Source organism: Bacillus basilensis (assembly GCF_050630465.1).
Taxonomy (GTDB): Bacteria; Bacillota; Bacilli; order Bacillales; family Bacillaceae_G; genus Bacillus_A; species Bacillus_A basilensis.
Genome location: NZ_JBNTQO010000004.1, coordinates 59,222 through 77,977, shown reverse-complemented (window position 1 = coordinate 77,977; position 18,756 = coordinate 59,222). Strand labels below are relative to the sequence as shown.

At 35.0% G+C, this 18,756-nt stretch carries 21 protein-coding genes; 9 read left to right on the top strand and 12 right to left on the bottom strand.

What is annotated here, in order from left to right:
* Positions 1 to 10: 10 nt before the first annotated feature.
* On the bottom strand, positions 11 to 292 hold the full coding sequence (locus ACQVV1_RS09765; RefSeq protein WP_048526326.1) for a YkvA family protein: 282 nt from the start codon (positions 290 to 292) through the stop codon (positions 11 to 13).
* A 350-nt stretch (positions 293 to 642) separates the two neighbouring features.
* Between ACQVV1_RS09765 and ku the strand changes: the two genes are divergently transcribed.
* Positions 643 to 1,455 carry a non-homologous end joining protein Ku gene (ku, locus tag ACQVV1_RS09760; RefSeq protein WP_242255866.1) on the top strand — a complete coding sequence of 271 codons (813 nt, stop codon included), beginning with the start codon at positions 643 to 645 and terminating at the stop codon, positions 1,453 to 1,455.
* Between the two features lie 17 nt (positions 1,456 to 1,472).
* Here ku and ACQVV1_RS09755 read toward each other — a convergent pair whose 3' ends face one another.
* Together ACQVV1_RS09755 and ACQVV1_RS09750 are read right to left on the bottom strand one after the other, a co-directional pair.
* The gene (locus ACQVV1_RS09755; RefSeq protein ID WP_242255864.1) at positions 1,473 to 2,252 is read right to left on the bottom strand and encodes a DUF2935 domain-containing protein; all 780 of its coding nucleotides are present in this window, start codon (positions 2,250 to 2,252) and stop codon (positions 1,473 to 1,475) included.
* Positions 2,253 to 2,266: 14 nt separating this feature from the next.
* Positions 2,267 to 2,680, bottom strand: coding sequence for a VOC family protein (locus ACQVV1_RS09750; protein ID WP_142332735.1), 414 nt, complete (start codon positions 2,678 to 2,680; stop codon positions 2,267 to 2,269).
* Positions 2,681 to 2,728: 48 nt separating this feature from the next.
* Here ACQVV1_RS09750 and ACQVV1_RS09745 point away from each other — a divergent pair, with 48 nt between their 5' ends.
* The 4 genes from ACQVV1_RS09745 to brnQ2 all read left to right on the top strand — a co-directional run bounded on the left by ACQVV1_RS09745 (position 2,729) and on the right by brnQ2 (position 5,334).
* The gene (locus ACQVV1_RS09745; protein WP_242255862.1) at positions 2,729 to 2,944 is read left to right on the top strand and encodes a spore coat associated protein CotJA; all 216 of its coding nucleotides are present in this window, start codon (positions 2,729 to 2,731) and stop codon (positions 2,942 to 2,944) included.
* 8 nt (positions 2,945 to 2,952) lie between these two features.
* Positions 2,953 to 3,216, top strand: coding sequence for a spore coat protein CotJB (locus ACQVV1_RS09740; protein WP_001076510.1), 264 nt, complete (start codon positions 2,953 to 2,955; stop codon positions 3,214 to 3,216).
* Positions 3,217 to 3,228: 12 nt separating this feature from the next.
* Positions 3,229 to 3,798: a spore coat protein CotJC gene (gene cotJC, locus ACQVV1_RS09735; RefSeq protein WP_000265276.1), complete on the top strand. Its 570-nt coding sequence runs from the start codon at positions 3,229 to 3,231 to the stop codon at positions 3,796 to 3,798.
* 219 nt (positions 3,799 to 4,017) lie between these two features.
* Positions 4,018 to 5,334 carry a branched-chain amino acid transport system II carrier protein BrnQ2 gene (gene brnQ2 / locus ACQVV1_RS09730; protein ID WP_242255861.1) on the top strand — a complete coding sequence of 439 codons (1,317 nt, stop codon included), beginning with the start codon at positions 4,018 to 4,020 and terminating at the stop codon, positions 5,332 to 5,334.
* A gap of 44 nt (positions 5,335 to 5,378) precedes the next feature.
* Here brnQ2 and ACQVV1_RS09725 read toward each other — a convergent pair whose 3' ends face one another.
* The 3 genes from ACQVV1_RS09725 to ACQVV1_RS09715 all read right to left on the bottom strand — a co-directional run bounded on the left by ACQVV1_RS09725 (position 5,379) and on the right by ACQVV1_RS09715 (position 8,073).
* A complete protein-coding gene (locus tag ACQVV1_RS09725; RefSeq protein ID WP_431168805.1) occupies positions 5,379 to 6,383 on the bottom strand; it encodes an ABC transporter permease in 1,005 nt (334 codons plus the stop codon).
* Between the two features lies 1 nt (position 6,384).
* Positions 6,385 to 7,251 carry an ABC transporter permease subunit gene (locus ACQVV1_RS09720; protein ID WP_431168804.1) on the bottom strand — a complete coding sequence of 289 codons (867 nt, stop codon included), beginning with the start codon at positions 7,249 to 7,251 and terminating at the stop codon, positions 6,385 to 6,387.
* 87 nt (positions 7,252 to 7,338) lie between these two features.
* Positions 7,339 to 8,073 (bottom strand): YwaF family protein, encoded by a 735-nt coding sequence (locus ACQVV1_RS09715; protein ID WP_242255856.1) that lies wholly within the window; start codon positions 8,071 to 8,073, stop codon positions 7,339 to 7,341.
* 208 nt (positions 8,074 to 8,281) lie between these two features.
* Between ACQVV1_RS09715 and ACQVV1_RS09710 the strand changes: the two genes are divergently transcribed.
* From ACQVV1_RS09710 to entC, 4 genes are all read left to right on the top strand, one after another.
* Positions 8,282 to 9,385, top strand: a complete 1,104-nt coding sequence (locus ACQVV1_RS09710) for an efflux RND transporter periplasmic adaptor subunit (protein WP_431168803.1) — start codon at positions 8,282 to 8,284, stop codon at positions 9,383 to 9,385.
* A complete protein-coding gene (locus ACQVV1_RS09705) occupies positions 9,382 to 10,056 on the top strand; it encodes an ABC transporter ATP-binding protein (RefSeq protein ID WP_000609098.1) in 675 nt (224 codons plus the stop codon). The genes ACQVV1_RS09710 and ACQVV1_RS09705 overlap by 4 nt, the downstream gene beginning before the upstream one ends.
* 26 nt (positions 10,057 to 10,082) lie before the next feature.
* On the top strand, positions 10,083 to 11,234 hold the full coding sequence (locus ACQVV1_RS09700; protein WP_431168902.1) for an ABC transporter permease: 1,152 nt from the start codon (positions 10,083 to 10,085) through the stop codon (positions 11,232 to 11,234).
* Positions 11,235 to 11,682: 448 nt separating this feature from the next.
* Positions 11,683 to 13,056 (top strand): cell wall-binding protein EntC, encoded by a 1,374-nt coding sequence (entC, locus tag ACQVV1_RS09695; RefSeq protein ID WP_431168901.1) that lies wholly within the window; start codon positions 11,683 to 11,685, stop codon positions 13,054 to 13,056.
* A 273-nt stretch (positions 13,057 to 13,329) separates the two neighbouring features.
* Here entC and ACQVV1_RS09690 read toward each other — a convergent pair whose 3' ends face one another.
* The 6 genes from ACQVV1_RS09690 to ACQVV1_RS09665 form a co-directional block, all read right to left on the bottom strand.
* Positions 13,330 to 14,415, bottom strand: coding sequence for a DUF871 domain-containing protein (locus ACQVV1_RS09690; protein WP_242255854.1), 1,086 nt, complete (start codon positions 14,413 to 14,415; stop codon positions 13,330 to 13,332).
* Entirely contained in the window at positions 14,405 to 14,683 is a 279-nt protein-coding gene (locus tag ACQVV1_RS09685; RefSeq protein WP_151631572.1) for a hypothetical protein, read from the bottom strand. The genes ACQVV1_RS09690 and ACQVV1_RS09685 overlap by 11 nt, the downstream gene beginning before the upstream one ends.
* The gene (locus tag ACQVV1_RS09680; protein ID WP_071747814.1) at positions 14,659 to 15,969 is read right to left on the bottom strand and encodes a PTS sugar transporter subunit IIC; all 1,311 of its coding nucleotides are present in this window, start codon (positions 15,967 to 15,969) and stop codon (positions 14,659 to 14,661) included. Before ACQVV1_RS09680 ends, ACQVV1_RS09685 begins: the two co-directional genes overlap by 25 nt.
* A gap of 82 nt (positions 15,970 to 16,051) precedes the next feature.
* On the bottom strand, positions 16,052 to 16,357 hold the full coding sequence (locus ACQVV1_RS09675) for a PTS sugar transporter subunit IIB (protein ID WP_242255852.1): 306 nt from the start codon (positions 16,355 to 16,357) through the stop codon (positions 16,052 to 16,054).
* Position 16,358: 1 nt separating this feature from the next.
* Positions 16,359 to 16,679: a PTS lactose/cellobiose transporter subunit IIA gene (locus tag ACQVV1_RS09670; protein ID WP_199677941.1), complete on the bottom strand. Its 321-nt coding sequence runs from the start codon at positions 16,677 to 16,679 to the stop codon at positions 16,359 to 16,361.
* A gap of 110 nt (positions 16,680 to 16,789) precedes the next feature.
* Entirely contained in the window at positions 16,790 to 18,730 is a 1,941-nt protein-coding gene (locus tag ACQVV1_RS09665; RefSeq protein ID WP_242255850.1) for a BglG family transcription antiterminator, read from the bottom strand.
* Between the last annotated feature and the right edge of the window lie 26 nt (positions 18,731 to 18,756).

The window sequence follows — 18,756 nt, the reverse complement described above, 5'->3', positions numbered from 1 at the left end:
ATCCCAACTCCTATCCTACGTTTACGTTATGCTTTTCTTGTAATTGAACTGGCGCCATTTTTACAATTCGGTTCAAAATAAATAACACAATTCCAATATCATCTAAAATACCGATAAACGGTAAGAAGTCTGGAATTAAATCGAGCGGCATCACTACATAACCAACTAAAAAAGCAATGGATAAGATTTTCTTCTTTATTGAAACCTCTTTTGAAGTAAAAAAGTCAAATAGGAATGGAACAAATCGGCGAACATGAAATACAACTCTTAATCTACTAATAAGTTTTTTCATTTTTATATCTCCTCTCCTTGTATACAAAAAGGCCCCTACCAAATATGGTAAGGGTCCTAAAAAAGACAATAAGGGGCCTTTACCATTGCTGGTAAAGGTCTCACTAACAACGAAACGTTGCCAATAAAGCCGAGGGTTTCTCCCTGTAATGACGACTTTACTGTAATAAGTTACTCCCCTTTATATACACAATTTTATACAATCACATTAAAATATTTTGGAGGGCTTGTCAATATATTTTATATCCCACACCCTTCTGCTTAACCTTCCGTAAAAACAAAAAACGTATAGGAAATTTCTTACTATCTCATAATATACATAATCATTTTTAAGGAAAGGAGAGGCTTTATTTGCATACCGTATGGAAAGGTGCACTCTCACTTGGACTATTAAATATAGGAATCAAACTATACAGTGCCGTAGAAGAAAACGATATAAAATTTTTGAGTCTCCATAAAGAATGCTTAACACCTATTAAATATAAAAAATTTGCTCCTGATTGTACGGATGAAGAAATTGATGATAAAGATATTGTAAAAGCCTATGAATACGCACCTCATAAGTACATTATTATGGATGAAAAAGAATTAGCTGCATTGCAAAAAGCTCACGAACCACGATCTATTCGAATTATATCTTTTGTCCAAAATAATGAAATTGATTCAGTTCTCTATGATCGTTCTTATTTTATAGGCCCTACTCCAGGACACGAAAAATCGTATCTATTATTAAAAGAAGCTCTTGAACGTACGAATAAACTTGGTCTGATCCATATTTCCATTAGAAAAAAACAACATTTAGCTATTATCCGTAACTTTGAAGATGGGCTTATATTACAAACCATTCACTATCCTAATGAAATTCGCGATATAACAAAAACACCTAACTTACCAAGTAACGAGAATTATCCTATCCAAAAACAAGAACTCACCGCGGCAATCAATTTAATCCACCATCTTACAAATCCTTTTGAACAAGAAATGTATACAGATGAGTATAAAGAAGCTCTTACCGAATTAATCGAAAATAAAGTTGAACAACAGGAAAAAACGGAAACAATCTCTCCTGCTCCAAACATCATCAATATTATGGAGACATTACAGGCAAGTATTGAACAAGCAAAAATAAAAAGAGAAAATAAAAAAGAACAAGAGGCCAAATAAGATTGACCTCTTGTTCTTTAAAGCGGATTACACTTCGGCATTTCAAGCCCAGACGATTGAGCTAATTTTAATAAGTAATAACATTCCTCTCTTGCCATATGATCTGCCATTCTCGCTGATAATTCACTTAATATTTCATTTGATAACTCCAATTCTTCAACTTCATGTAAAAAATGTGAAAATAATTTTAGTTCAAGTGAAACATCTTTTGTAAACTTCTTTAACGCTGGAAAATGGTGAAGCTCTGTTCTTAAATACCCTGTCATTTCAACTGCCTTCAAATAAAATTGTTCAAAGTGCTTCTCAAATTCTTCACTTTTCTCTTTTAATCTTTTTTCAACAAGATCTAACCCACCAGAAATAGAGCCTGCATGACCAGCTGCATCTGTTAACCAAACGAGATGATAATGCAGTTCATGAAAAACAGGTGGAATTTCCCCTTTCTTCAAAAACTCTAAAACCATTATATACTCTTCCACTTCGTTTACCATATGATTAATAAAAGTTGGCGTAAAATGAATGGTAATCTTCCCTTCCAACTGTTTCTGTATAATATTTAATTTAAACGTTCGTATTTCCTTTGCAGCTTGTTCTGCCTCTTTTGAAAATACAATAAGATTGACATTCTGAACTTTATTTAACAAATTCGTAAATGTTTCAACAAAATAAGTAGCTTTTTTTATATCTTCTTTTTCCTTCGGAGCTAACGCATCAAGTAAAAATTGCGAATGATCACTCAACACTTTTAGCCAAAATTGATGCTCAAATAACGCACTTTCTTCATAATTCCTCTCCACTAAATCCCCTCCGTTTATTCGTCCTTTTCTATTACTTCAAGTTTATATCCATCTGGGTCTTGTACTACAATACTCTTCTCACGTTTATTTTCTGTATATAAAATTTCATAAAACGCTAGCTTCTTTTTTAACTTCTCTATGTTAGAAATCGAAAATGTTATAACCTCACATGAATTCATAACACTCTTCTCCTGTCCACCCAACATGCGATTCATAACAAAACTAATTCTCGTTGAATCAGCATCATACCAAACCCCTGTTACATCTGATTGTGGTCTTTCTAAACTAGGTTTGATCCCTAAAATCCCTTCGTAAAAATACAAAGTTTCCTTTAAGTTTTTCACTTTCAATACAATGAATTGTTTCACAGTCTCCACATTCATTCCCCCCGTACCTATTACTTTTTTATATGTGTCATAAATGCTCATTATGTCTGAATAGAATACATAGTAATGAACATTTAAGGAGGTTTATTCGTGAATCAATATATGAGATCATTCGTGCCCTATCATAGTCCTCTCGATCCTTGTCCTCCTATCGGAAAAAAATATTATTCTACTCCTCCTAATTTATTTTTAGGCTTTCAACCGCCAAACTTACCGCAATTCACGCCAAAAGAAGCACTACAAAAAGGGACTTTATGGCCTGTTTTTTATGACTATTATGAAAATCCTTATAAAAAAGGGCGGTGACTATTGACGTGAATCAATCGCTACCAGAAGAATACTATCAGCTTTTACTGGAGCTTCAAGAACTGGACTTTGTACTAGTTGAACTTACTCTTTATTTAGATACACATCCAGATGACACTGCTGCTATTAATCAATTTAATGACTTTTCCTATAAACGAAGAGTATTAAAACAAAAGATGGAAGAAAAATACGGACCACTCCAACAGTTTGGAAATAGCTATTCTAATGCCCCTTGGGAATGGAGCAAAGGTCCTTGGCCATGGCAAATATAAAGGAGAGAAACTATGTGGATTTATGAAAAAAAATTGCAATACCCAGTTAAAGTAGGAACTTGCAATCCAGCACTCGCAAAATTATTAATTGAACAATATGGCGGTGCAGATGGAGAGTTAGCTGCTGCACTCCGTTACTTAAATCAGCGATATACAATTCCCGATAAAGTCATTGGCCTCCTTACCGATATTGGTACAGAAGAATTTGCTCATCTTGAAATGATTGCTACGATGGTTTATAAGCTGACGAAAGATGCGACTCCTGAACAGATGAAGGCAGCTGGTCTCGATCCTCATTACGTCGACCATGACAGCGCACTTCACTACCATAACGCAGCTGGTGTTCCATTTACTGCAACCTATATACAAGCTAAAGGCGATCCAATTGCCGACCTATACGAAGATATTGCGGCTGAAGAAAAAGCACGGGCCACATACCAATGGCTTATTAACCAATCTGACGATCCCGATATAAATGATAGCTTGAGATTCTTACGTGAACGAGAAATTGTCCATTCACAACGTTTCCGAGAAGCAGTTGAAATTTTAAAAGAAGAACGTGATAAAAAAATATTTTTTTAAAACACATATCCTAGCGATATGTGTTTTTTTACGTTTAAAGTTAAATCCTTCCTATATTAAGCATATAAATAGTATATTTATTCAATTTTACGCATTATTTTAAAATATTTTTAAAATTCCCTATTGCTTTCTAGTCATCAGACCTTTAAAATAATAACAGTTACTCGACAAATTGTTTGAATTTTCGACAAAAACACTCATTAGGAGGAGTTTCTTTATATGCGTACAACTTTAAAACCAGCGCAAATACTTTCGATTAGTTTATTACTATTCGCAGTTTTCTTCGGTGCTGGTAATATGATTTTCCCGCCTCTTCTCGGTCTTTCTTCCGGAGAAAATATGTGGATTTCCATTACAGGATTTATTATTACAGACGTCGGTTTATCTTTACTAGCTATCGTCGCTGTTGCCCTTGCCGGTGGTAGTTTTAACACTTTAGCAAGCCGTGTTCATCCAAAATTCGCAGCAGTATTCGCTATCATTATTTATCTTTCAATCGGCCCACTATTTGTTATTCCACGAACTGGATCTGTATCTTACGAAATTGGGATTGCACCACTTTTCCCAGACCAATGGTACTCTATGTTAGTTTTTAGTGCAATTTTCTTTACAGTCGCCTACTTCTTATCATTAAATCCATCAAAATTAGTAGATCATATCGGAAAAATATTAACGCCAATTCTACTTGTAATTATTGCAATTATGGCAACAAAAGCGATTCTTTCACCAGGAACGTTTGCAGAACCTGTTGGTGACTATAAAGAAATTCCATTTTTCAAAGGATTTCTTGAAGGATTTTTAACATTAGATGCAATTGGTGCTCTCGTATTATCAACAATCGTTGTAAATGCAATTCGCCAAAACGGTATACAAGAGAAAAAATCGATCGCAAAATATACAATTATTTGTGGGAGCATTGCAGCTCTATTCTTAACAATTGTTTATTTCTTACTTGGTTATATCGGCGCTTCAAACGGCAACTTAGGACAATTCGAGAACGGTGGTCAACTATTAGCTACTGTTATGTACCAGTTCTTTGGGACAAGCGGTAATGTTTTATTAAGTATCGCAATTATTTTTGCATGTTTAACGACTGCAATTGGTGTTGTAAGTGCATTCGCCAACTATTTTGCAACAGTACTAACAAACGTTTCCTACAAAAAGCTCGTACTATACGTTTGTATTTTTAGCTTCGTGATTTCAAACTTAGGATTAAGTTTATTAATCAAAATTACATTACCTGTATTAATTATTTTATATCCAATTACAATCATTTTAATTTTCGTATCATTTATTGACAAATATACGAAACGTAAACCTTCTGTCTACATCGGAGCAATGATCGCAGCATTCCTTATTAGCTGTATTCATGCACTGGATAATGTGGAAATGATACCAAGCTTTATTGCTAATATCGTACACACAATTCCTTTTTATAGCTTAGGAATTGGTTGGATTATTCCAGCAATCATCGGTGGTATAATCGGATACTACATTCCCCAAACAGAAGCTGAAGGTGAAGTTTCTACAAAATAAAGAAAAGAAGCAAGCATGAAATCCATGCTTGCTTCTTTTTCTCTTCACATCGTATGTTTAAAAGTAAATAACTCTTCTTTCGACTGCACAACAGATTGTTCCTCTTCTACAACATCCTTCTTTAGCTCTCCTCCTAACCTTACTTTCATCATCGCCTCTTCGATACTTTTTACAATCATATTTCCTGAAAAAATAGTAAGTCCAAAAAATGTAATCGGAACGAGAGGGATCCACGGATTCACTGTTAATGATCTAAAATAGACTCCAATTAACCCTGACCATTCATGTGTGTAAGATTCTATTTCTTCTATCGGTCCTAAAAACTTAACCGTTCCGCCAAAGAATATTTCTAGTAACCCTAAGTGCAGTAAAATAGTAAGAGTCTGCGTAAACTGCTGAAAAAATACAAGTATAAACGTCATATAAAGATGCGGGAAAAGATGCTTTATAACAATATGTCTTCTCGATCCACCTAATATGCGCGCGGCATCAACAAATTCCTCCGTTCGCAATTTACGAACTTCCTTCGCAACATACAGTGCAATAACTGGCATTACAAGCATTACAAGTAAGATAACTTGAAACGAAGCCCTTTCAAAAAAGGTTGTTGTTTCCTCCCCACTTCCAAATGTACTTGCAAATTGAAGAAAAAAATACGCAATCATAACTGTCGGAATAACTGTAAAACTATCAAAGAAAGCTTCAATTTTTGAAACTCCTCTTTTTATGTACGTTCCGAGCACGACACCGAAAAATACACCTATTACCATTCTAAGTGCCGCAATTAAAATAGATATACCAATCGTCCATTTCGCGCCTTCAATGACTAAATGTAACAGGTCATACCCTTTCCGATCTGTCCCAAGTAAAAATTGTAATGAAGGTGAAAAAGGTGGCACTTGTGGATTTTCATCCGCATCATATTGCAATGTAACTTGTCTAATGTGCCCATCATTCCATAACGTATTTCCAATGCTCAACAGAACTAATATGAGAAGAAACCCAATGCTTATCCAAAATCTTTTATCACGTTTTATATACGTCCACATATTATAATCTCTCCTTCATCGCAGCCGGAATGAGATAATGAAACAATTTAAATAAAATAAAAATCGGAATATAAATAAGCAGTACACTCACGATAAAAACTTCAACTCTAATACCCTCATACGATTTCAAAAACATAAAAATACCACCCGTATTAAAAATCCATTCTATAATATATAAATTAGATAACATAAAAAAGATATTCGTTTTCGCAAAGAATAATGTACTAAGCAACACATTTCGTAAAATATGACGATTTAAAATATGAAAGCGCCCCAGCCCTTTCGCCTTAGCAAATAGTACATAATCTTTTTCTAGTTCATTTTCAAAACGAAGCACGACCATTTTTACAAACATAATCGTAGTCGGGATGCTCAAACACAATATTGGCAACCCCCTAATCGACTCGCCTCCAATTGAAGCAATTTGAAAAGGTAAAAAACCTGTTTGTTTAAAAAACCATACAACTAAAATTTGTGAACCTAAAATAAGAAGAATATCTGGAATGGATTCTAGAAAGATGAGAAATGATTTAATTCGATGTTGTAGACTCGATGAACTACTCATAATTACATAAACAATACAAAATGCTACCAATAATGAAATGAAAAAAGCGGCTAAAAAAATAATAATCGTTTCTTTATAATGGACGAACAACTGCGGAAATAAAAATTTACCTCTCACATATTGCAAATTGGAAATATCCATTAAGTTCGTAAATATTTCTTTTAAACTCTGTATGTACTTCGATGCGTTCAGCTCAAATCCATAAAATAATTTCGGCAGAGCCCCTAAAATAATAATACCCAAAATCGAAATAAGAAATTGAATCGTCACTTCCATTCCATTCAAAAATACTTTTTTGACCATTTTCGCCCTTCTCTCTCTATAATTTACCCCTTAATTTTATTCTTAATTTTCTGAATTGTAAATATTCAATATATAAAAATCGCTAGGTTATGACCCTAACGATTCTTTGTGTACCTGTTTTTCTCTTTTCGCAAACGGCATATACAAAATAAAACATCCAATAAGCGCTGCGAGTTCTAATGAAATAATATAGTAAGGATGCGGTCCTAACATATCAAGTAATGAAGCAGTTTCTGGCTTATGAGCTAAAAACATATAATTTCCACCCGTTTTGTAATTCACAAACGAAACAATTGGAATCAATATGTTTAAAAATATCATCGTGCGTTTAATAGATTGTACTGTCGGACGATACCCTTCTACCCAAGTCGTAAAGAGCGGTGCCCAAATGAGTAATACATGCGCGATGAAATATTCAATGAATCGAAAATGCGGAAAAGCATACTGCAAGTTCGGCGTTAAAATAGCTTGTGATGCACCAATAATTCCCGTAAAAAATACAATCTCATATATGCGATAACTTTTCGTTACAATCATAATTGACGCTAACAACAAACTAATCGTACACAACTCAAACGGTAATGAAGTGGCTAGCTCAAAAATCCCCGCTTTCCACTCCCACATATGAAGTCCAATTTCACTCCCTATAAATAGAAATGCAATCGCATATCGAACCGTTATATTCCACTCACTTTGACGTAATACATCTTGGTATTGATATAAAAAAACGATCCCCACCAACATAATAAATAATATAATGGCATGTTGCCTTGAGTATGGAATAAACGGTTTTAATGGATGTGCACTAAAATAAGCTTCCATCTTTTTTCCTCTCCTTCCTACAATATTATTGTAAGAAAAAAACGACGCGTCAATTCATTTGCTTAAGCTAGGACAACCTCTACCTTACATTTACATATTCATACCTTACAAAACTGTAAGGTTATTGTAAGCTAAAACGATTTGTCAGATTCTTCACCTCTTCTATACTGAATGTAGATACTAAAACGAACGAAAAGGTGATAAATAGATGAAGAAGAAAAATAAAGTGTTAATTACTAGTGTAGTAGCAATCGGTATTGCAGCTGGATCATATTTTGCATTTTCTGGCGGTGGTTCAGATGTTGCAATGGCATATAGCGGATATAAAGTAACAGAAAAACAAATTGAAAACGCGCAAAAATTTGGCGGTGAAGTCATTCCAAGCGGAATCGAAACAATTTCATTTGATCCAACAAAAGGTACGTATGAATTATCTGTAAAAAAAGATGATGAAGTGAAAAAAGGTCAACTCCTTTTTAAATATAATGACCCTACTGCGAAACAAGGTGTAACAGAAGCAGAAATGCAAAAGAAAATTGCACAAAAAGAAGTAACATTGTTCCAAAAACAAATTGATACAGCGAAACAAAAATTACAAAAAGATAAAAATGCAGGCCTTCCCGCTGAAGCATTAAAAGCATCCGAAATCGAAGTGCAACAATTAGAATCACAACTTGAAATGAAAAAGTTTGAAGTTGAAAAAGCTGATGAAATGATTAAAGCAGCAAAAGAGAAAGTAAATACACTTTCTGTAACAAGTCCTGCTGATGGCGTAATTGATGATATCGTAAAAATTGCTGATGAAAAAACAGGTATGAGCGGCATTACACTTCGTCACGCTGGTCCATTTAAAGTAAAAGGTCAACTTTCTGAATATGAGCTTGCTAGTATGAAAGTTGGGCAAGAAGTAACTGTTTCATCAAAAACGGTCGCTGGTAAGACTTGGACAGGAAAAGTAACAGAAATCGGTTCTACACCATTAAAGAGTATGGATGAAAACAAAACAGTTTCTAACTATCAATTCACTGTCACATTAGATAATAGTGAAGAATTACAAAACGGCTTCCACGTTTACGTAACAAGTAAATCTGGCGAAGCAACTGGTACGATTGTTCCGAAAAGTAGCATCGTGAAAAAAGGTGACAAAAATATTGTCTTCGTTGTAAAAGATGGCAAAGCGAAAGAACAAGCGGTTACTATTGAATTCGAAACAGATAGCGAAGCAAAAGTTTCTGGAGTGAAAAAAGGAGAACAAATTATCTCTAAACCTGAAAAAGACTTAAAAGATGGTATGGAGGTTGTCGTTGAATGATTAACTTAAAAGGCATCACGAAATCTTTCCAAAATGGTGCAGAATCCGTTCAAATATTACACGGCATTGACGTAACACTGAACCAAGGAGAATTCACTTCTATTATGGGACCATCTGGTTCTGGTAAATCAACATTAATGAACATTATCGGTTGCTTAGATAAACCGACGACAGGTGCATACGAACTAGCTGGTCAAAATATTTCAAACATGTCTGAGACAGAACTTGCACGCGTTCGTAATAAAGAGATCGGGTTCGTATTCCAAAACTTCATGTTATTACCGAGACTTACAGCACTTCAAAATGTAGAGCTACCTCTTATTTACGCTGGAGTCGATAAAAAAGAAAGACGTGAGCGCTCATTAGCTGCTTTAACAAAAGTAGGTTTAGCTGATCGTGCCACTCACCTGCCGAACGAATTATCAGGTGGACAAAAGCAGCGTGTCGCTGTTGCACGTGCAATCGTAAATAACCCGAAATTCATCTTAGCCGATGAACCAACGGGAGCGCTTGATACGAAAACAAGTACACAGATTATGGACCTCTTTTACGAATTAAATAAACAAGGCTCAACAATCATTATGATTACCCACGATCGTGAAATTGGGGAAGCAGCAGCCCGCCAAATTGTAATTCGTGACGGAAATATCGTCCAAGATTGGAGAGGTTAATTTTGAACACGAGTGAAAATATACGCATGGCCCTTTCCTCTATCTTTGCTCATAAAATGCGTTCTATCTTAACGATGTTAGGTATTATTATCGGTATTAGTGCCATTATTACTATCATTTCAATGGGTGATGGTACTAACGCAAAGTTTAAAAAAGAATTAGGCCAAGGAAAAGATAACGAAGTAACGATTTACTACAACAATCCTGACTATGGAACAGATAATGCCAAAATTACAGCTGATATGCTAAACCGTCTGCAAACTGTACCAGGCGTTAAAGATGTGTATCCTGATGTAAGTATGAAAGTAAAAGCATCTTCTGGTTCAAAAGATGTAAATCTTGACTTAAAAGGTGGAACAGGCGCCTTTATGACAGATTCGAAAATAAAATTAGTTCACGGTCGTGAATTAAACGACAGCGAATTAAACCAAGCAATCCCTGCTGTTATATTAAATGAAGAAGCTTTCAACAAATTATTTAGTGGTTGGGAATCAAATCAATACACAGATATAAAAGGAAAGCCGTATAAAATAGTCGGTGTATACGAAACGAAAAACGACTTCGGAATGCCTATGCCTGAAGGTTATACGTCACTTGAAAACGCGCCTGTCATTTCAGGAGTAAATGAGTATGACTCTGTAAGATTAACAATGACCTCTCCGACAGAGCGTAAAAGTGTAGAAAAACAAGCCGTTTTTGTTTTAAACGAAATGAAAGCTCCTAAATTTGAGCATAAATTCGAAGCACAAGACTTAGGTGAATTTACAAAGCAATTAGATGAATCAATCGGTATGATGAAGATGGTATTCGGTGGTATTGCCGCTATTTCCTTACTTGTTGGTGGTATCGGTGTAATGAACATTATGCTTGTATCTGTAACAGAACGTACACGTGAAATCGGTATTCGTAAAGCACTTGGTGCAACGCGCGGTAAAGTGTTAACACAATTCTTAATCGAATCTTGTATTTTAACAGGACTCGGTGGTTTCATCGGATTCATGCTCGGTATCTTCTTCGCTTGGATCGTCTCAATCTTTGCCGGATGGCCACTCGTTGTCTCAAAAGAACTTGGACTTCTTGCAGTAGGTATCTCAATGTTAATCGGTATCATATTCGGTCTACTACCAGCTAACAAAGCTGCAAAACTGGATCCAATTGAATGTTTACGATATGAATAAATAAAAAACGTAGGAGTTTACACTCTTACGTTTTTTATTTATCTATTAAATCGTGTTTCTTCTATTATATATGTTTCACGTTATAAACACCTTTAATTATTTTAACCTACTAAAGCTATTATAGAATCCTATTATTGCAAAAATAATATGTGACAGACCAAAATCAAGGCGTAATTTTTTCCATACCTCGACTTATTTTGTAACAATTACGGCGATTTTTTATTAAATTTCACCTCATTTATATTCCTCCACAGCTAAAATAGTTATTTTTACATAACTAATCACCTGTTCCAACAGCAAAATACGTCATTTTCGTAACAGTTAAGAAATATTTATGTAACACTACAGAAACACTATTAACCTATTAGAAATTGAAATACCATCCATTTTATGTATAACATGCTCAAACCTCCCCTAAAAACTATAAGAAAGCGCTTTTAGGATATTACTGGAATTATTACAGAATATTAAAGCCCCGTTACGAAAGCTTTGTAATTCGATGTTTTTCGCAAATAAGAAAATAATGGTTGCTATAATGAGGTCAACGAAAACAAATGCAATGGAGGCTATTATGAAAAAATTTATGGGTATAGCAACAGCAGCGGTTTTTGGTCTTGGGATTTTCACAACATCTGCTAAAGCAGAAACAATCGTAACGACTGATGTACTAAATGTACGAGAAAACCCAACTACTGAATCAAAAGTTGTAGGAAAATTATTAGATGGATATAAAGTTAACGTTTTACATACAGAAAACGGATGGTCAAAAGTGAAATTGAATAGCGGTAAAGAAGCTTTCATTAGCGCTGACTACACAAAAGACACTTACTACGTAACAGCAAACGTATTAAACGTACGTGCTGGTGCAAACACAGACTCAGAAATTCTTGGTAAATTGAAACAAGATGATGTAATTGAAACAACACACCAAGTTGAAAATGATTGGATCCAATTTGAATATAACGGAAAAACAGCTTATGTTCATGTTCCTTACTTAACAGGTAAAGCTCCAATTAAAGTACAGCCAGTAGTTAAAGCTGAAAAAACAACTAAAGTTCAAGATACAGCTAAAGTTCGTGAAGCAGTTAAAGCTGGTGAAGTAGCTGAAACTCAAGCAAAAGCTAAAGCTCAGGCAGCAACTGAAGCTCGTGAAGCAGCTGAAGCTCAAGCAGCGGCTAAAGCTCAAGAAGCAGCTAAAGCTCGTGAAGTAGCTTCAGCTCAAGCAGAAGCTAAAGCTCAGGCAGAAGCTGAAGCTCAAGCAGAAGTTAAAGCTCAAGAGGCAGCTAAAGCTCGTGAAGCAGCTAAAGCTCAAGAAGCAGCTGAGGCTCAAGCAGCGGCTAAAGCTCAAGAAGCAGCTAAAGCTCGTGAAGCAGCTAAAGCTCAGGCAGAAGCTGAAGCTCAAGCAGAAGTTAAAGCTCAAGAGGCAGCTAAAGCTCGTGAAGCGGCTAAAACTCAAAAACCAGCTACACAACAACCTGTTGCAAAAGAAACTGAAACAAGTGCACCATCATCTTCTCGTGAGTTACGCGTTGTAGCAACAGCTTACACAGCAGATCCACTTGAAAATGGTTATAAAGCAGGCGACCAAGTAAAATCAGCTTTAGGTCACAACCTAACAGCTAATCCAAACATGAAACTAATCGCAGTTGATCCAAGTGTCATTCCATTAGGTTCAAAAGTATGGGTTGAAGGTTACGGAGTAGCAATCGCTGGTGATACTGGTGGAGCTATTAAAGGAAATAAAATTGATGTTTTAATGCCTGATAAAGGCACATCAAGTAACTGGGGACGTAAAACAGTTACAGTTAAAGTATTAAACTAGTTACCATATAAAAAAGAGTCAGTCTCATTGAGGCTGACTCTTTTTGCATTCCTTCTAAAGGAAAATATACTTCTACCTGAAATTATATCAATGATTTTTCAAATATATCTATCGTAACCTACAATATATCAACGATTTTTCGAATATATCTATCGTAACTTATAATATATCAACTATTCGACAAGGGATATCGATTTACCGACAAACTTTGACATTACAAAGTACTTTATGATAAAAAGGCTGCCCAAAATTCGGACAGCCCCCTATACTTCCCTATTCCACACAAGTAAACTGTGTCCAAGCTCCTACATAATCTAGTAAGAATAACTCTTCTTCCGCTATTGTGCCGACGATATTTTTCCGTTCATCTATCGGCATTTCTTTTAGAATGATTTGTAGTTCGCCTTTATACTTACCAAATGAGTTGTTACCAATTACAACTTGCCCTCTTTCCTGTAGTACACTTTCGCGCACCGGGAAGTCATAGTCTTTGTATCTTTTACGTACTTCTGTAGAACGTACCATATATTCTGTTATGTCACCACGTCTTACGTGTAATTCTTGCAGTGTCGCTCTCTTCTCTACTTCAGTCGCTTCGTCTACAAAGTTTACTTTTAGCTGTAACATGTAACGATTTAAGTTTCCTAGTTTCTCTAACTCTTCTTCACTTGCATAAGCATTTCCGATAATCACATCATCAATTAGCCCTGTTGCCCATAAATGTTTCGCTTGTACTTCAATTGGTAAATTACGATGCCCTTCTAACGTACATAATCCGTCGTTAATATCCCATGGACCGATGTTAGCTGCATGTGACGTAATAAATGCTGCTGTGCGAATACCATGTTTTTTAAAGCGTTCACTACAGCGAATGAAATAGTCATACGGAAGTCCAGTAAATTTTTGCGGATAGAAGTTATGACAACCAATTAAAGCTGGCTTATTCGCTTGATGCGAAAGAATATTTTCTAAATACGCAATATCGTTACTTACATTTAGCTCAATTTTTAAACCATACGGATTATTCGTCATTTTCGCTTCTGTTAATCCGTCAAATCCTAAATCTAAACGAATACCATCTGCACCTAACTCTGCGAAAAATGATAGATCACTATAACTAATACCGAGCTGATCAAAGACAGCTGGAGCTACATCTAAAATAACTTCCATATTGTTATCTTTTGCATGATTAATAATTTCTTTAAATTCAGCTACAATTTCTTCTTTCGGACGATTCACAGATAATAGACATGTAAATATTCTTGAAAAACCGTGGCGTGCCGCTGCCGAAATGTATGCCATATCTTTTTCTTTCGTTGAATGCTCTGGATAAAGTGAAATTCCTAATTTACGCTCCATGCTTTTGCATCTCCTTCACACGTTGTATTAATGCCATGCTCGTAAATCTATATTTTGCAGATAAACATGTTGCACATAAAATCGTTGGTACGATGATAACGTACGGTGATTGTAAGCTTAGCATTACATAGGCACCCATTGAACTACCGATAAATAAAATTGATACGAGTAGTAACACTAATAACGATTTACTTTGTACCCATTTTGAATAATGTGCGATACACTGTCCCGCTACAAATGTAATTAAGATGATAATTGCTCCGAGCATTCTGTTTTCTCCTCTCCTGCTAATTGTTGTTTCTCATACATTTTGAAGAATGGATAGTAAATAACGAATGAGATAACAAAGTTAACAAGTACAAGTACACCAGCCATAATTGTCCAGTCCGTACTAATAATCGCTGCAATTGGTGCTAACATCGTAAATGGCAACTTCGCCATCATCATCGGAATCATACCTGAAACAACTGCGAAATATGATACTGTCGTTGTCACTAACGGTGTAATAACGAACGGAATAATTAAGATTGGGTTCATTACAATTGGTGCCCCGAAAATAATCGGCTCGTTAATATTGAATAAACCTGGTACAAATGATAATCTACCTAACTCTTTTAGGAACTTAGATTTAGAGAACATAAACATAATTACTAAAGCTAACGTTGAACCTGATCCACCGATCCATACGAACCATTGAATAAATTGCTCTGTAAATAAGTTTGGTAACTGATGTGCATTTCCTGTAGCTGTGAATACTTCCATATTTTCAAGAATTGCTGAATCCCACATCGGACGAATGATTGGTCCTAAAATCGCTGGTCCATGTATACCGAATGACCAGAAGAACACGATTAAGAATACTGTTAATAAACCGCCGAATAAATTATTTCCTACTAATACTGATTTTAATGGTGCGATTAAATATGTGATCGTTGTATTTACATCAAATTTTAAACCGTAACGAATGCCCCAGAATAAAAGAATAACGACTAGAGTTGGAATTAATGCTGCAAACGAGTTTGCAACTGCTGGTGGTACACTATCTGGTAATTTAATCGAGATATTATGCTTAATCATAAAGTGATAAATTTCTACTGCAATTAATGCTGTAACAATTGCGCCGAATAAAGATGTTGCACTTAATGTTCCTACTGAAATATATCTACCTGCATCAATAACACCTGGCACAGCTTTCGTGATTTGAATTGGTTCAACCGATGCTAGTAAAAAGGCGAGTACGGATAATAATCCTGCACTTAATTGATTGAGCTGATAAAAGTTGGCGAGCGAAGCCCCTACCCCAAATGCTGCGTATAATGCCATTAATCCTACTGTAAATCGGAATGGAATATCTAAAATATGACGAAACGGTGCAATCCACTCCATATATGCATCAATCGGTAAATTTAAAAAGATAACGAAAAATGATCCGACAATCGTTAACGGTAATGTAGAAATAACCCCGTTTCGAATTGCTAATAAATGTCGCTGTCCCGCAATCTTTTGCGTTGTTGGCATAATCTTTTGTTCCATAAAACTCATAAATCCATTCATCAATACCCCTCCTCTTTCTCTTTTCTACGAAAGAACAAAATAAAGTTATAACATTATAATGTTTATATTTAAAAAAATATAATTATGCTAAAACTAATTGTTCTGCTTGCTTAAGCACTTTCAAACCATCACACATGCCATAATCTCGTTGTTCTATAATCGCAACTGGTATATTATATGAATTTGCAAGAAACTCTACCGCTGGAAATAAATATTTCACTTGCGGACCGATTAAAACGACATCAGCTTCCTTAATTTCAAGCTTCACTAGTTCTGAATCAACCGCCTTAATTTTATAATTCTTTCCTTGCTTCTTTGCTTCTTCTTGCATTTTTCTTACGACCATACTCGTTGACATACCTGCTGCACAACATAATAAAATGTACATCTTATACTGTCACTTTCTCTTCCACTCGTTTATGAAGAGTAATAAATTCTTCCGCAAGTTCTTTCACTGTAATTGCATTCATTAAATGATCTTGTGCATGCACTAACAGTAAACTTATTTCTGCATGATTTCCTCTTGCTTCCTCTTGAATTAAATCCGTCTGAATACGATGAGCTGCTGAAATTTCTTCACTAGCAAGTTTCATCTTTTCACTCGCATTCTCAAAATCTCCTTGTCTTGCAAAAGCAATTGCTTCAAGCGATGCGCTTCTCGCGTTGCCACCATGTAAAATTAACGCAAATGGAGTTTGCATATCAGTCATTTTAAATTCCCCCAAGCTATCTTTTTTCTATATTTTTATCTTATTATGAAAACGCATACAATTAAACATAAAAAACTTCCGTTATGTAACGGAAGTTTTTATATACTTTTTTAAACCAATAGTAAAATCTCTTGAAAATCTTCAATACCTTCAGTTTGAGTTAGTTTCTCTATCGTACTTTGACTAGACATAATATCATATAAAAAATCATAAAGCCGTTGTAAATCTTCATTATTATTGCGCTTTACACTAAATAAAATAATTAGTTGTACTTTTTTATCTCCCCAATCAACAGCCTTTTCAAGTGTACAAAACATCAAAAATGTTTCCGCACTTAATAACTGCATCGGATGAGGAATCGCAACTAAATTCCCAACCGCTGTCGGAGATGTATTTTCTCTTTCCATAACAGAACCATAAAAGTTTTCTGGTACATAGTTTTTCTCAGCAGCTTTCTCACATAAAAACTGAATTACCTCTTCTTTCGTAGAAGCACTATGATTTAAAAAGATTAAATCTTTCTTAATATATTGCTGTACACTATTATTCACATGCGTAAACAACTGCTGACCAATCGATTTAATCTCTTTATCATCAAATATTGAGTTCACTTTTATAACCGGCACAGGCAAACCACTCGGTATATGAATTGTACTAATAATACAATCTATTTTATCTTTATAAAGTTCTTCTACTTTCAATTGATAATAACCTGTAATACCTACAATCTCTAATTTATCTCGGAACTGTGATAAAATTTTATATTTCAATAGCTGGGCGCTTCCTTGACCAGTCGCACAAACTAATAAGCATCTTTTCTTTTGATTCTGTTCCTGTAAACGGCTCATCGCTCCACCGAAATGAATCGCAATATAACCAATTTCACTTTCCGGAATCGACTCACCTGTATATTCACCAATTATATCTCCAACGAGAACCGCAATTTCAAAAGCATACGGATAATTCTTTTTTACTTCTGCCAAAAGAGGATTTCTCGTATTTAACTTATACTTCAAACGGTTTAATAACGTTTTTAAATGAACACCAAATCCAAATAATAATTCTTCATCATAATAAAAAATAAGATTCCGTTCTTCTGCTACTTTAAAAAGAATATGTTGCATGAATGCATATAGATCTTTCCCTAATAGTTCTTCCACATTTTCATAACGATCTTTTGCTGTAACAGCAGTGCTTAATAAATGCATTGTCACATATAAAACTTCTTCTTCTGGAAATGAAAGATGCAACTCTTTCTCTAAATCCCCTACAATCTGTTTCGCAATTGCATATTCTTTCTTTATTATAAGTTCAGCTTGCTCCTTATTCAGCCCTTTCATATAATGCTGATCCTCACAACGCTTTAATGCGATTGCAATATGAATAACTAAATTATCAATTTCTATATCTGATAAATATATCGTCCCTCCCTCAATATACTTTAATATAACCGAACGGATAAGCGGTATATGAGGTAACGATAAATATGTATCACTCTGCTCAAATTGCTCATGAAACGGAGTATGGTCATAACGCGGTAAACCATATTGTGATAAACAAGAACGAATATGAAACTCCTCACCCACAATACGTATACCATAATACGGTCTCTTTTCAATTTGCAGTTTATAGCGACCACATATATCTGTAACATCTTTCATAATTAAATTCACAGTCGATTTACTCACATAAATCTCCTCTGCTAACTGTGAAAGCTTCACATATCCCTCTGTCGTTAAAATACGTTGCAGAATGTAAGCTACCCTTTCTTCATAAGAAGATGGGATCTTTTCCGTCTGCTTTTGAAATAGACTCATGCAAAACTCTTCAAACTTCTTCGTTTGTATAATTTCTAGTTCGTATCCAGTCCCTCTTTGCGATTCAATTTTCGCTCCGTTTTCTACCAATATATCATTTAATAATTTTATATCTTTTTGAATCGTCTTCGTTGATACATGTAAACGGCTTGCTAAAAAAGCTCGATTTAACATCGATTTCTCTTCTAAAAACTCTTCTAAAATAGAAATTAATCGCTGATGCACCTTTGTCATAGCTCTTCCTCTCACTCTATATATAT